Here is a 13,222-nt window from a genome sequence, read left to right as displayed (position 1 = left end):
CCTCGTCAGTGAACGCCGCGGCGGACGCGGGCGAACGTTCGCCATTGACGAAAAAGTAGAACACGTTCTAGCGTCTATGCGTGTCGTTCTCTGATCCCCTCACTCACGCGATCGCCGAAGCCGAGAAACTCGTCGCCGACGCGCCCTTCATCGAGACCGAAGCCGACCTGCTCGAAGGGCTGCAGTATTTGGCGGGCTGCGTTTCGGCCTGCATCCACCTGGCGTTCGATTACGACCGGGACCATCCGTTCCTGCAGTCGGGAACCGGGCCGTTCACCAAGATGGGCCTGGACAACCCCGACACCCTCTACTTCGGGACCCGGGTGCACGCCAATCACGACTACGTCGTGACCGGTCGGCGCGGTACCACGACCGACCTGAGTTTCCAGCTACTCGGGGGTGAATACACCGACGACAACGTGCCTGCCAGTCAGGCCGCGTTCGACGACCGAGAGCTCGAGATCGCCGCCGACGGCAGCTTCGAGTGGCGGGTGCGGCCCACGAGCCCCGGGCAACTGGTCATCCGCGAGGTCTACGGCGACTGGGCGGCACAGCGCGGAACGCTGGCCATCTCCCGGCTGGACACCGCGGGCACCGCACCGCCGCCGCTGACCCGCGAAACCATCGAAAAGCGTTACGCCACAGCGGGAAAGCAGCTTGTCAACCGGGTGAAGACGTGGCTGCAGTTCCCGCAGTGGTTCTACCTCGACCTTCCGGTCAACACCATGGTCGCGCCCCGGCTGACCCCGGGCGGCCTGGCGACCCAGTATTCGTCGGTCGGCCACTACGATCTGCGACCCGATCAGGCACTGGTGATCACCGTCCCGGTGTCCGACGCGCCCTACCTCGGCTTCCAGTTGGGCAGCCTCTGGTACATCTCGCTGGACTACATCAACCATCAAACATCGCTGAACAACACTCAGGCGCAGGCGGATCCGGACGGCAAGGTGCGCATCGTCGTGGCCGATCAAAACCCGGGCGTGACCAACTGGGTGGAGACGGTGGGCCATCGGCGGGGCTTTTTGCAGTTCCGCTGGCAGCGGGTGTCCCGCCAACTCACCGAGGCCGACGGGCCCTCCGTGGAGCTTGTCGACTTCGACGCCGTCCCTGCCAGGCTGCCCTTCTTCGAACACAACAAGATTTCCGACGAGGAATGGCGTGCGCGAATAGCGCTGCGCCAACAACAAATTGCGGCCAGGATGCTGGGGTGACGATGTCAGGATTGCTCGAGGGAAAGGTCGTCGTCATCAGCGGCGTCGGACCGGGGCTAGGTACCACACTGGCGCACCGGTGCGCCCAGGACGGCGCCGATCTGGTGTTGGCGGCGCGGACCGTGGAGCGGCTGGAAAGCGTCGCCAAACAGGTCAACGACACCGGGCGCAGCGCGTTGGCCGTGCGCGCCGACATCACCGACGACGACGAGGTGAACTATCTCGTCGAGACGACCATGGCGACCTATGGCAAGGCCGACGTGCTGATCAACAATGCGTTCCGGGTGCCGTCGATGAAGCCGTTGGCCGGCACCAGTTTTCAGCACATCCGGGACGCGATCGAGCTGAGCGCGCTCGGCGCGCTACGGCTCATCCAGGCCTTCACGCCCGCGCTGGAGAAATCCCACGGATCGATTGTCAACGTCAACTCCATGGTGCTGCGCCACTCACAGGCCAAATACGGCGCCTACAAGATGGCCAAGTCGGCGTTGTTGTCCATGTCGCAGTCGCTGGCCACCGAGCTGGGCGACAAGGGCATCCGCGTCAATTCCGTTGCGCCCGGCTATATCTGGGGCGACACGTTGCAGGCCTACTTCGAACATCAGGCCGGCAAGTACGGTAGCACGGTGGACCAGATCTACGCGGCCACCGCGGCGAACTCCGACCTCAAGCGCCTGCCCACCGAAGACGAGGTGGCCTCGGCGATCCTTTTCCTGGCCAGCGACCTGTCCAGCGGCATCACCGGGCAGACTCTGGACGTCAACTGCGGGGAGTACCACAACTGATGTCCGATCGCACCGACATCGGCACCGTCGAAGAGCTGCACGCGTCGGCCACCAAGCTGACCGGGCTCGACGACTTCGGCACCAACGACGACAACTATCTCGAAGCGCTGGATGTGCTGCTGGACTCCTACCGGCGCGAAGCCGGCCTTACGGTGTTGGGCAGCAAGATGAATCGGTTCTTCCTGCGCGGCGCGCTGGTGGCCCGGCTGCTGTCCGAGGCGTCGTGGAAGCAGTACCCTCAGCACGCCGACGTCGTGATCGAACGCCCGATCTTTGTCACCGGCCTGGTGCGCACCGGCACCACCGCGCTGCATCGCCTGCTGGGTGCCGACCCGGCGCACCAGGGCCTGCACATGTGGCTGGCCGAGTTCCCGCAGCCTCGTCCGCCACGCGAAACCTGGGAGTCGCACCCCCTCTATCGCCAACTCGACGCCCAATTCAATCAGCATCACCAGGACAACCCCGGCTACACCGGCCTGCACTTCATGGCGGCGTACGAACTCGAGGAATGCTGGCAGCTGCTCCGGCAATCGCTGCATTCGGTGTCCTACGAGTCGTTGGCGCACGTGCCCACTTACGCGCGCTGGCTGTCCGAACAGGACTGGACGCCGTCCTACCGGCGGCATCGCAAGAACCTCCAGCTGATCGGGCTCAACGACACCGAAAAGCGTTGGGTGCTGAAGAATCCCAGCCACCTGTTCGCCCTGGACGCCTTGATGGCCACCTACCCCGACGCGCTGGTGATTCAGACGCATCGGCCGGTCGAGACGATCATGGCTTCAATGTGCTCGCTGGCCCAGCACACCGCCGAGGGATGGTCGACGAAGTTCGACGGGGCCCAAATCGGCGCTGACGCAATGGATACGTGGTCGCGTGGGCTGGAGCGTTTCAATACGGCGCGCGCCAAGTACTCGCCGTCCCAGTTCTATGACGTCGACTACAAGCAACTGATCGCCGACCCGATCGGCACCGTGGCCGACATCTACCGGCACTTCGGTTTGACGCTGTCGGATGAGGCGAGGGCGGCGATGGAAAAGACGCACGCCGACAGCCAGTCCGGCGAGCGCGCGCCGAAACACCGTTATTCGCTGGCCGATTACGGGCTGACCGTGGAAACCGTCAAGGAGCGCTTCGCCGGACTGTAGATCAGTCGTTCTCGGGCACGGGCTCGCCCAGGTAGCCTTCCGCGACCGCGTGCTCGATGCTGTCGCTCAATTTGGGGCACGATCGGGTGCGCGCGGTATCACCACCGGAATTGCGGACCTCGCTGAAGTGCGCGCAGCGCTGCCACGCTTCGGTGTTCCATTGCACCGCGGTGTGGCCCGGGCCGAGCCGCCGGACGGTGACCGTTACATGGCAGAACCGGCAGTCCACCGGCAGCAGCCCCGAGCTGAGGTAGCGCTCGCGGTCGGCGCGGCTGGCCTCGGCGACGGCGGCGGCGCGTTGCGGATCGCCGCTGAAATCGCTTGACTTCGACCAGGATCCGCCGCCGGTGCGGTCGGAGCTGGCCTGCCGCTCGTCGTGGTCGTGATGGTCGCCGTGCAGCAACAGCATCGAGCGCGCGAGCCGATCGACGTCGGGAACAGCCGGCTGGTCGTCGGGCATGGGTGTCAGTGTTGTTCCGCGGGAACGTCTTCAGTCTCTTTGGCCTTGAGGTTCTCTTCGACCTCGGCGTTCCAGTACTCGTTGGCGCGGGTGGTGTCGACCTCGATCTCGAAACGTTCCACCATCTCCGGCTGGATGTCGGCGACGTCGACATAGAACTGCTGATACCAGCGGCGGAGCTGATAGACGGCGCCGTCCTCCTCGACCAGCAGCGGGTTGTCGATGCGGGTCTTGTGCTTCCAGATTTCGACATCCTGCAGGAAGCCCTTGCTGACACCCTCGGTGAACACCCGCGACAGCTTGTCGGTCATCTCTTCGTCCATGCCCTTGGGCTTTTCGACGATGACTCCCCACTGCAGCATGAACGAGTTCTGGGTCACCGGGTAGTGGCAGTTGATCAGGATCGACTCGGCCTTGTAGCCGCCGTAGCTGTTGTGCAGCCAGTTGATCATGAACGACGGCCCGAAGTACGACGCCTCGGAGTCAAGGTGCGCCTCGCCGTAGGAGGTGCCCAGGTCGTTGACGTCCGGCCGCCCCACGTTGTGCAGGTACTGCGACGCGATGTGGCCCTCGAAGACATTCTTGAAGTACGTCGGCAATCCGAAATGGATGTAGAAGAAGTGCGCCATGTCGGTGACGTTGTCGATGATGTCGCGGCAGTTCGACCCCTCGATGAGGACGCGGTTCCACCGCCATTCGGTCCACTCGTCGCTGGCGGCTTCCGGGATGTCGGGGATCCGGACCGCCGGATCCGGCGGGTTCTGTTCGTGGTCGTGCCAGACGAACAGCAGGCCCCCGCGCACATCGGTCGTCCACGAGCGGGTGCGCGCCGTCTTGGGCGTGCGCTTGGCGTACGGCACCAACTTGCAGCGGCCGTCACCGCCCCAGCGCCAGTCGTGGAACGGGCAGGCCACCTCGTCGCCCTTGATGGTGCCCTCCGACAGGTCACCACCCATGTGCCGGCAGTAGCCGTCCAGCACCTTCAGGTCCCCGTGCGAGTCGGCGAAGACCACGAGCTTGGTGCCGAACGCCTCGATCGAGTGCGGCTTACCGTCCTGGAAGTCCTTCGCGACACCCAGGCAATGCCAGCCCCGGGCGTACCTCGTCGGCAATGCGCCGGGATCGATCTCCCGGATGCCGACCGCCTTGGTGTCGGTACTCACCTGTCACCTCCAACTCACTGGCCCTCTAACTAGAACACGTTACAGTTTTGCGGCGGGGCTGCGCAATGACGGCGCGTCTGGCTGCGGATACCCGCGGCGCATGCGCGCTCGGGGTATATCTAGACGATGCCGCTGTTCGCTTTCGAGGGTCATGCGCCGCGGGTCGATCCGACCGCATTTGTCGCCCCGACCGCCACCCTGATCGGCGACGTTGTCGTCGAGGCCGGTGCGTCGGTGTGGTTCAACACCGTGCTGCGCGGCGATTACGGGCCCATCGTGGTGCGGGAGGGCGCCAACGTGCAGGACGGGTCCGTGCTGCACGCCCCGCCCGGCATCCCGGTCGACATCGGCCCCGGCGCCACCGTGGCGCACCTGTGCTGCATTCACGGGGCGCACGTCGGATCCGAGGCCCTGATCGCCAACCACGCCACGGTCCTCGACGGCGCGGTGATCGGCGCGGGCAGCCTGATCGCGGCCCACTCGCTGGTGACGGCCGGCACCCAGATTCCGGCCGGGATGCTGGCGGTCGGCGCGCCGGCGCAGATCAAGGGTCCGGTCGCCGGAACGGGCGCGGAGATGTGGGTCAAGGTGAACCCCCAGGCCTACCGCGAACTGGCGCAGCGACACCTGGCCGGGCTCGAGCCGCTTTAGACCTTCCTGGCCGACGCTGCCGCGCGGTCCATCTCCCAGTACGCGCGCAGGGCGGTCATCTTGCCCTCGTCGTTGGCCTTGTACGTGAACACGCCTTCGGCGGTCACCTGGTATTCGCCATGGGTGATGAGGATGTGCCCGACGTTGGCTTCCTCGTTGCCGCATTGGTAGGTGTCGCGGAAGACGAACTCGATTTTGGTGGTGGGGGCGATGGCCTTGTCCCAGAAGGCCGAGATCGCGTCGCGGCCCCGGTGGCCCCTGCCCTCCGGGTCGAAGGCCGACGGCCCGATCGGGTCCTCCACGATGGCATCGTCGGCGAACACCGCCAGCCACGCCTCTTTGTCCCTGGCGATGACCGCCTCGCGCGACCGCCGGCCGGCCTCGTGCGCTGGGTGCTCGCTCACGCGCCGACTTTTTCCGGTGTGGGCTTGTCCGCCCCGACCACCCACATGGAGTAGTACTGCGAGCCGCCACCGTAGGCGTGCCCCAACGCCTTGCGGGCGTTGGGGACTTGGTGATCCCCGCCTTTGCCCATCACCTGGATCGCCGCCTCGGCGAACCGAATCAGGCCGGAGGCGCCGATCGGGTTCGACGACAGCACACCGCCCGACGGATTGACCGGCAGCCGCCCGCCGATCGCCGTCTCGCCGGCTTCGGTAAGCTTCCAGCCCTCGCCCTCGGGCGCAAACCCGAGGTTTTCCAACCACATCGGCTCGAACCATGAGAACGGCACGTAGATCTCCGCGGCGTCGATCTCGTCGATCGGGCTCGTGATGCCGGCCGCCTTCCACAGGGCGGCGGCCGCGTCGCGCCCGGCCTGCGGGCTGACCTGGTCGCGGCCGGAGAACTGCAGCGGCTCGGTGCGCAGTGCGGTCGCGTGGATCCACGCGACCGGTTCCCCGTGCGCCAGGCGGGCTTCGGCGGCCTCCTCGTTGCCGATCACGACAGCGGCGGCACCGTCAGACGACGGGCAGGTCTCGTCGTAGCGGATCGGGTCCCACAGCATCGGGGACTCCATCACCTTCTCGACGGTGATGTCCGGCTGATGCAGATGGGCCAACGGATTGCGCGCCCCGTTGAGCCGGTCCTTGACGGCGACGATGGCACCGATATTCAACGGTGCGCCCGACCGGCGGATGTAGGACCGCACGTGGGGCGCGAAATACCCGCCCGCGCCCGCTCCCACCGGCTTGATGAAGGGAATCGGAATCGACAACGCCCACATGGCATTCGACTCCGACTGCTTCTCCCAGGCCATCGCCAGCACGCGCCGGTACTTGCCGGACTGGACCAGACTGGCGGCCACCACCCCGGTGGACCCGCCGACGGAACCCGCGGTGTGCACCCGGATCAGCGGTTTGCCGGTGGCCCCCACGGCGTCTGCCATGAACAGCTCCGGCATCATCACGCCCTCGAAGAAGTCGGGCGCCTTGCCGACGACGACGGCGTCGATGTCGTCGAAGGTGCAACCGGAATCCGCCAGTGCGCGGTCGATCGCCTCGCGGACCAGGCCGTTCATCGAGACGTCTTGTCGCTTCGCGACGTACTTCGTTTGTCCGGTACCAAGTACCGCGGCGAGGTTGGGTCCTGCACCGGCCATCAGTTCTTTCCTTCCATGACCGCGACCAGGTTCTGTTGCAACGCGGGTCCGCTGGTGGCGTGCGCGAGCACCCGTTCGGCCGACCCGTCCCAGATATGTTGCGCCGCAAAGCCGATACGTTCCAGGCCCGCGACGAACATGGGGTTGGCGGCGAGCGCGCCGCCCGAAGGATTGACTTTCGTCGGCCCCGGTATCCGGATGGCTTCCTCGACGATCAGGTGCTGGTGGGTGAAGGGCGCGCAGATCTCGGCCACGTCCAGCTTGTCGGTCCTGCCACCGGTGGCCGCCTGGGCCGCCGCCTTGGTGGAAGCGGACTCGGTGAGGTCACGCGCACCCAGCGACGGCGTTTCGATGCGGTGCTCGATTCCCGTGATCCAGGCGGGGTTTTCGCGCAGCTCCCTCGCGCGCTCGCCCGCCGCGAGCACAACGGCGGCGGCGCCGTCGGTGATCGGCGCGATGTCGTGGCGGCGCAGCGGCTCGGCGAAGAACGGCCTGTCGAGCAATTCCTCGATGCTGATCGCCGGCTCCACGGAGTCCACCCGGCGGGCATTCGCGAAGGAGTCGAACGCCACACGCGCCATCTGCTCTTCGGTCCACTTCCCGGAGTCGAGCCCCATGCGGGCTTGCAGCCCCGCCATGGACACCGAGTCCGGCCACAACGGGGCCACGGTGTACGGGTCGGTCTGCCGCGACAGGATCTGTCGCAGGATCCCGGCCGAGGACTTTCCGAAACCGTAGACCAGGGCCGTGTCGACCTCGCCGGTCAGCAGCTTGATGTAGGCCTCGTACAGGGCCCACGCCGCATCCATCTCGACATGCGATTCGTTGATCGGCGGGACGGCGCCGATCGAGTCGATCGCCGAGATGAACGAAAAAGCCCGTCCGGCAAGATAATCGGACGACCCCGAACACCAGAAACCGATGTCGGCTTTCGTGATGCCGAGGTCCTCATAGAGCTGTGCGAAGCACGGCATCAACATCTCGACGCCGTTGGTGGTGCCGTCGGTGCGGCGGACATGCGGCGCGTGGGCAAAACCGACCACCGCAACGTTGCGAGCGCTCATTACAGGTAGGCCCTTTACAGGTGGTGCTTGTAGGTGTCGTAGTCGGCGTCGGGTTCCCCCGTCGGCCGGAAGTACTCGATGTTGTCGATGCCAAAGCCCCATTCCTCGCGGGGTTTCCATACCGCCTCGACACGCATGCCCATCCGCACCTCGTGCGCGTCGACGTCGGCGACCAGATGCAGGAAGGGGATGTCGGCCCCGTCGAGCAGCACGTAGGCCGCGACGTACGGCGGCTTGATGCGCTGCCCCTGGAAGGGGATGTTGATGATCGCGAACGTCGTCACGGTGCCCTTGTCCGGCAACTCGACGAACTCGGTGGTCGGCTGGCCGGTGGCCGGGTCCGCGCCGTGCGGCGGGAAGTAAACCTTGCCGTTCTTGCCGGTGCGAGCGCCGAGCAGTTTGCCCTGCGCGATGGCGCGCAGGTAGGCGCTTTCCTCATGGGAGGCGGTGTGCTGAATCGTCAGCGAGATCGGCGTGACGATCATGGTCACCGGGTCTTGTTCGCCCGCCGCCTGTTCGGACACCGGTTCGGCGTCCTCACCGAGCGCGAAGTAGGCGATGTCGGTGATGGCGCCGACCGGCTCGTCGGCCCAGTGCACGTGCACCCGGGACCCGATCTTGATGGCGTTCGGTTCGCCGGCGTCCACCGCGTGGATCAGCGAGGTGTCCGCGCCGTCGAGCTTGATCAGCGCCCAGGCGAACGGGCGGTCCAGCGGCTGGCCCTCCAGCGGCTCGGATTGCCACGTCCAGGAAACGACGGTGCCGACGCTGGACACCGGTACCATCTCGCCCAGCGGCTCGTAGGTGACCGGGTCATATTCCGCCGGCGGAACGTGTACTCGGCCATCGGATCCGCGCACCCCCAGGATGTGGCGCTCACGCAGCGCGGTGAAGAACTTGCTCAGCGTGGGGCCGACTGAACGGGTGTAGTCGAAAGACAACGTCAGTGGCGCGGAGAGCGGTGGCTCAGGGTGATCCGTCAAGGTCGGGCTGCTCGAGCTGGCTGTCACGCCATCGAGTAGAACAGGTTCTAAGAACGGTTTCAACATCGGGTCGGCCGGAAGGGTCAGTGACATGAAGCTGGGGTTGCAGCTCGGGTATTGGGGCGCTCAGCCGCCGGAGAATCACGCGGAGCTCGTCGCTGCGGCCGAGGACGCCGCGTTCGACGCGGTCTTCACCGCCGAGGCGTGGGGTTCGGACGCGTACACGCCGCTGGCGTGGTTGGGCGCCTCGACGCGCCGGCTCCGGCTGGGCACCTCGGTGATCCAGCTGTCCGCGCGCACCCCGACCGCAACCGCGATGGCCGCGCTCACGCTCGACCACCTGTCCGGGGGCCGGCACATCCTCGGGCTCGGCGTCTCCGGGCCGCAGGTGGTGGAGGGCTGGTACGGGCGGCCGTTCCCCAAGCCGCTGGCCCGCACCCGCGAATACATCGACATCATGAGGCAGGTCTGGGCCCGGGAGAAGCCGGTGATCAGCGACGGACCGCACTACCCGCTGCCGCTGACCGGGGAGGGGACGACGGGCCTGGGCAAGCCGCTCAAGCCGATCACCCACCCGCTGCGCCCCGACATCCCGATCATGCTGGGCGCCGAGGGCCCGAAGAACGTGGCGCTGGCCGCCGAGATCTGCGACGGCTGGCTGCCCATCTTCTACACACCGCGGATGGCGGACACCTACAACGAATGGCTCGACGAGGGGTTCGCGCGGCCCGGGGCGCGACGCAGCCGCGAGGACTTCGAGATCTGCGCGACCGCCAACATCGTGATCACCGACGACCGGGCCGCCGCCTTCGCTGCCATGAAGCCCTACCTGGCCCTCTACATGGGCGGTATGGGCGCCGAGGACACCAACTTCCACGCCGACGTGTACCGCCGGATGGGCTACGCCGAGGTGGTCGACGACGTGACCAAGCTGTTCCGCAGCAACCAGAAGGACAAGGCGGCGTCGATCATCCCCGACGAGGTCGTCGACGACGCCGCGATCGTCGGTGACATCAACTACGTCCGTGAGCAGGTCAAGGTCTGGGAGGCCGCCGGCGTGACCATGATGGTGGTTAACGGACGCAACGAGGCGCAGATCAGGGAGCTCGCCACGCTGATCTAGCCGATCCTTGCCAGGGGATTAGAACGCGTTCTAGATTGGCCGGATGACAGCCTCGCAGCACACCATCGCGGGCACGGTACTCACGATGCCGGTGCAGATCCGCACGGCAAATCAACATATGGCGATGTTCTCCGTCGACGCCGACGCCGCGCAGCAGATGATCGACTACAGCGGCCTGCGGGTCTGCCGCTACCTTCCCGGCCGCGCGATCGTGGTGCTGATGTTGATGCATTACATCGACGGCGACCTCGGCCAGTACCACGAGTTCGGCACCAGCGTGATGGTCAACCCACCCGGATCGGAGGAGAGGGGGCTGCGGGCGCTGCAGTCGGCCGGCGCGTTCATCCACCACCTCCCCGTCGACCAGGCGTTCACCCTGGAGGCGGGAACCAAGATCTGGGGCTACCCGAAGGTGATGGGCGACTTCACCGTTCGAGAAGGCCGTCAGTTCGGTTTCGACCTCAGCATCGAAGGCCAACCGGTGATCGGCATGGAATTTCGCCGCGGCCTGCCGTTTCGGCTGACCCCGCGCCGGCAAGAGCAGCGCACCTACTCGCACCGCGACGGGATCACCCGCGAAACCACCTTCGAACACACCCTGGATGGCGTGCGCACCCGATTCGGCGGGGTGAGCATCCGACTCGGTGATCATCCGTACGCCAAAGAGCTTGCGTCGCTGGGTCTTCCGAAGCGTGCTTTGGTATCCAGCTCCGTCGACCACGTCCAAATGTCCTTCGGTGATGCCCAGGAGATCTCATGACTTCCACGCAATTGGAGACCAGGCCAGACGTCGACCTGACCGACGGCGCCTTCTACGCGGGCGATTCGCGGTCCGTCTACCGGTGGATGCGCGAGCACGAACCGGTCTTTCGGGACCGCAAGGGGTTGGCCGCCGCCTCGACGTATCAGGCGGTGATCGAGGCCGAACGCAACCCCGAGCTGTTCTCGAACGCCGGCGGCATTCGGCCCGACCAGGACGGCGTCGAGATGATGATCGAGATGGACGATCCGCAACATCTGTTGCGCCGCAAGCTGGTCAACTCCGGCTTCACCCGCAAGCGCGTGAAAGACCTTGAAGCCAAGATCGTTTCGCTGTGCGACACACTGATCGACGCGGTGTGTGAACGCGGCGAGTGTGACTTCGTCTGGGACCTCGCGGCGCCCCTGCCGATGGCCGTGATCGGCGACATGCTCGGAGTGCGGCCCGAAGAGCGCAAGATGTTCCTCAAGTGGTCCGACGACCTGGTGAGCTTCCTGAGCAGCACGGCGGCGCAAGAGGATTTCCAGGTCACCATGGACGCTTTCGCGGCCTACAGCCAGTACATGATGGGCATGATCGAGGCCCGCAAGTCCGAACCGACAGACGACCTGGTCAGCGTCCTCGTGCACGCGGAGGTCGAGGGCTCGCGGCTCGAGGACCACCAGATCGTCACCGAGGTGCTGCTGCTGTTGATCGGCGGCGACGAGACCACGCGCCACACGCTGTCCGGCGGGACGAGGCAGCTGCTGTTGCATCCCGATCAGCACCGGCGCCTGGCCGGCGACCTGAGCCTGCTGCCCAACGCGATCGAAGAGATGCTCCGCTGGACCGCGCCGGTGAAGAACATGGCACGCACGGTCACCGCGGACACCGAATTTCACGGCACCCAGCTGCGCCAGGGCGAGAAGATGATCCTGCTGTTCGAGTCGGCGAACTTCGACGAGAAGGTCTTCGACGACCCGGAGACCTTCAACATGGAGCGCTACCCGAACAACCACCTCGCCTTCGGCTTCGGGACGCACTTCTGCCTCGGTAACCAGCTCGCCCGGCTGGAGCTGTCGATCATGCAGTCACGCCTGCTGCAGCGCCTCCCGGACATGCGGCTGGCCTCCGATGCGGACCTGCCGCTGCGGCCGGCCAACTTCGTTTCGGGCCTGGAGAAGATGCCGGTGGCGTTCACGCCGAGCGCGCCGATGGGCTGACGCCCAGTCACAGCGGCACCACTGGCCCCTGGCGGAGGCGACAGCCGATGTGCCCGCCTCATAGCGACAATCACCGATACGGGTGCGACGTACGCGCGGGGCGCCAACGATTTGTCGCTATGAGGCGGGCAAAAAGTCGGTCGCCCGGCGCAGAGGCTGGTGTGGTGGGTGTGACTAAAGCCCGTCGGCCTAGCGGTTCTGGAAGTTGGGCTTGCGCTTCTCGGCGAACGCCCGCGGGCCTTCCTTGGCGTCCTCGGACAGGAACACCTTGATGCCGATCTGGGTGTCGATCTTGAAGGCCTCGTTCTCGTGCATGCCCTCGGTCTCGCGGATCGCCCGCAGGATCGCCTGCACGGCCAGCGGGCCGTTGTTCTCGATGATCTCGGCGATCTCGAGCGCCTTGGACAGCGCCTGCCCGTCGGGCACCACATGCCCGATCAGGCCCATCTCCTTGGCCTCGGCGGCGGTGATGTGCCGGCCGGTCAGCAGCAGGTCGCACGCGACCGTGTAGGGGATCTGCCGCACCAGCCGCACGGCCGACCCGCCCATCGGGTACAGGCTCCACTTGGCCTCCGAGATGCCGAACTTGGCGCTCTCGCCCGCGATGCGGATGTCGGTGCCCTGCAGGATCTCGGTGCCGCCGGCGATCGCGGGTCCCTCGACGGCCGCGATGAGCGGCTTGGTCAGCCGGCGGCCCTTGAGGAGGGCGTCGATTCGCGACGGGTCGTAGCTGCCGTCCTTGAACGACTCACCCGGCGGCTTCTTGGTTGCCGCCTTGAGGTCCATGCCGGCGCAGAAGTAGCCACCGGCGCCGGTCAGGATGCAGCAGCGGATGTCCGGATCGTTGTCGACGCGGTCCCAGGCCTGCACCATGATTTCCATCATTTCGGTGCTCAGCGCGTTGCGGGCGTGCGGCCGGTTCAACGTGACGACGAGGGTGTGACCACGCTGTTCCACCAGCGCGTCGGGACCGGATTGCTCGTTTGCTGGGGCCTCACCATTGTGCGATGCCACGGCTACCGCCTTTCGGTCGACGTTGGGGGTGAGCTTGTCAAGAAATGTAACACGTTCTAAT

Annotated in this window: 14 protein-coding genes; 7 read left to right on the top strand and 7 right to left on the bottom strand. The window is 66.1% G+C overall.

The features are described from left to right. Window positions 1–80 precede the first annotated feature (80 nt). From G6N37_RS16985 to G6N37_RS16975, 3 genes are read left to right on the top strand one after another with little or no spacing between them, the layout of a single operon-like run. Window positions 81–1,211 (top strand): hypothetical protein, encoded by a 1,131-nt coding sequence (locus G6N37_RS16985; RefSeq protein WP_163682130.1) that lies wholly within the window; start codon window positions 81–83, stop codon window positions 1,209–1,211. Between the two features lie 2 nt (window positions 1,212–1,213). After that, entirely contained in the window at window positions 1,214–1,996 is a 783-nt protein-coding gene (locus tag G6N37_RS16980; protein WP_163685133.1) for an SDR family oxidoreductase, read from the top strand. After that, a complete protein-coding gene (locus G6N37_RS16975) occupies window positions 1,996–3,141 on the top strand; it encodes a sulfotransferase family protein (protein ID WP_163682128.1) in 1,146 nt (381 codons plus the stop codon). Before G6N37_RS16980 ends, G6N37_RS16975 begins: the two co-directional genes overlap by 1 nt. 1 nt (window position 3,142) lies before the next feature. Here G6N37_RS16975 and G6N37_RS16970 read toward each other — a convergent pair whose 3' ends face one another. After that, complete coding sequence (locus tag G6N37_RS16970; RefSeq protein WP_163682126.1) at window positions 3,143–3,601, bottom strand: hypothetical protein; 459 nt, start codon at window positions 3,599–3,601, stop codon at window positions 3,143–3,145. 5 nt (window positions 3,602–3,606) lie between these two features. Further along, window positions 3,607–4,764, bottom strand: a complete 1,158-nt coding sequence (locus tag G6N37_RS16965) for a Rieske 2Fe-2S domain-containing protein (RefSeq protein ID WP_163682125.1) — start codon at window positions 4,762–4,764, stop codon at window positions 3,607–3,609. Between the two features lie 126 nt (window positions 4,765–4,890). On the opposite strand from G6N37_RS16965, the gene G6N37_RS16960 reads away from it, so the two are divergent. Further along, a complete protein-coding gene (locus tag G6N37_RS16960) occupies window positions 4,891–5,415 on the top strand; it encodes a gamma carbonic anhydrase family protein (RefSeq protein WP_163682123.1) in 525 nt (174 codons plus the stop codon). Here G6N37_RS16960 and G6N37_RS16955 read toward each other — a convergent pair. From G6N37_RS16955 to G6N37_RS16940, 4 genes are read right to left on the bottom strand one after another with little or no spacing between them, the layout of a single operon-like run. Continuing rightward, window positions 5,412–5,819: a nuclear transport factor 2 family protein gene (locus G6N37_RS16955; RefSeq protein WP_163682121.1), complete on the bottom strand. Its 408-nt coding sequence runs from the start codon at window positions 5,817–5,819 to the stop codon at window positions 5,412–5,414. The two genes, G6N37_RS16960 and G6N37_RS16955, sit on opposite strands and share 4 nt — an antisense overlap. After that, window positions 5,816–7,015, bottom strand: a complete 1,200-nt coding sequence (locus G6N37_RS16950; protein WP_163682118.1) for a thiolase domain-containing protein — start codon at window positions 7,013–7,015, stop codon at window positions 5,816–5,818. The genes G6N37_RS16955 and G6N37_RS16950 overlap by 4 nt, the downstream gene beginning before the upstream one ends. Then, complete coding sequence (locus tag G6N37_RS16945) at window positions 7,015–8,079, bottom strand: thiolase domain-containing protein (RefSeq protein ID WP_163682116.1); 1,065 nt, start codon at window positions 8,077–8,079, stop codon at window positions 7,015–7,017. Before G6N37_RS16945 ends, G6N37_RS16950 begins: the two co-directional genes overlap by 1 nt. A 14-nt stretch (window positions 8,080–8,093) precedes the next feature. Further along, window positions 8,094–9,089, bottom strand: coding sequence for a Zn-ribbon domain-containing OB-fold protein (locus tag G6N37_RS16940; protein WP_179961852.1), 996 nt, complete (start codon window positions 9,087–9,089; stop codon window positions 8,094–8,096). Window positions 9,090–9,153: 64 nt separating this feature from the next. On the opposite strand from G6N37_RS16940, the gene G6N37_RS16935 reads away from it, so the two are divergent. From G6N37_RS16935 to G6N37_RS16925, 3 genes are read left to right on the top strand one after another with little or no spacing between them, the layout of a single operon-like run. After that, window positions 9,154–10,185 (top strand): LLM class F420-dependent oxidoreductase, encoded by a 1,032-nt coding sequence (locus G6N37_RS16935; RefSeq protein WP_163682115.1) that lies wholly within the window; start codon window positions 9,154–9,156, stop codon window positions 10,183–10,185. Window positions 10,186–10,228: 43 nt separating this feature from the next. After that, entirely contained in the window at window positions 10,229–10,945 is a 717-nt protein-coding gene (locus G6N37_RS16930) for an acetoacetate decarboxylase family protein (RefSeq protein ID WP_163682113.1), read from the top strand. Window positions 10,946–10,956: 11 nt separating this feature from the next. After that, entirely contained in the window at window positions 10,957–12,147 is a 1,191-nt protein-coding gene (locus tag G6N37_RS16925) for a cytochrome P450 (protein ID WP_163685129.1), read from the top strand. Between the two features lie 189 nt (window positions 12,148–12,336). Here G6N37_RS16925 and G6N37_RS16920 read toward each other — a convergent pair whose 3' ends face one another. After that, window positions 12,337–13,161, bottom strand: a complete 825-nt coding sequence (locus G6N37_RS16920; protein ID WP_163682110.1) for a crotonase/enoyl-CoA hydratase family protein — start codon at window positions 13,159–13,161, stop codon at window positions 12,337–12,339. Between the last annotated feature and the right edge of the window lie 61 nt (window positions 13,162–13,222).

This window comes from Mycobacterium seoulense (assembly GCF_010731595.1).
GTDB lineage: Bacteria > Actinomycetota > Actinomycetes > Mycobacteriales > Mycobacteriaceae > Mycobacterium > Mycobacterium seoulense.
Note: the sequence above shows the minus strand (reverse complement) of the source record. Positions and strands in the feature narration are given on the sequence as shown.

Coding starts and splice junctions, on each gene's coding strand:
- G6N37_RS16980 (WP_163685133.1), top strand. CDS start 1,214: ATGTCAGGATTGCTCGAGGGAAAGGTCGTCGTCATCAGCGGCGTCGGA.
- G6N37_RS16975 (WP_163682128.1), top strand. CDS start 1,996: ATGTCCGATCGCACCGACATCGGCACCGTCGAAGAGCTGCACGCGTCG.
- G6N37_RS16970 (WP_163682126.1), bottom strand. CDS start 3,601: ATGCCCGACGACCAGCCGGCTGTTCCCGACGTCGATCGGCTCGCGCGC.
- G6N37_RS16960 (WP_163682123.1), top strand. CDS start 4,891: ATGCCGCTGTTCGCTTTCGAGGGTCATGCGCCGCGGGTCGATCCGACC.
- G6N37_RS16950 (WP_163682118.1), bottom strand. CDS start 7,015: ATGGCCGGTGCAGGACCCAACCTCGCCGCGGTACTTGGTACCGGACAA.
- G6N37_RS16945 (WP_163682116.1), bottom strand. CDS start 8,079: ATGAGCGCTCGCAACGTTGCGGTGGTCGGTTTTGCCCACGCGCCGCAT.
- G6N37_RS16935 (WP_163682115.1), top strand. CDS start 9,154: ATGAAGCTGGGGTTGCAGCTCGGGTATTGGGGCGCTCAGCCGCCGGAG.
- G6N37_RS16930 (WP_163682113.1), top strand. CDS start 10,229: ATGACAGCCTCGCAGCACACCATCGCGGGCACGGTACTCACGATGCCG.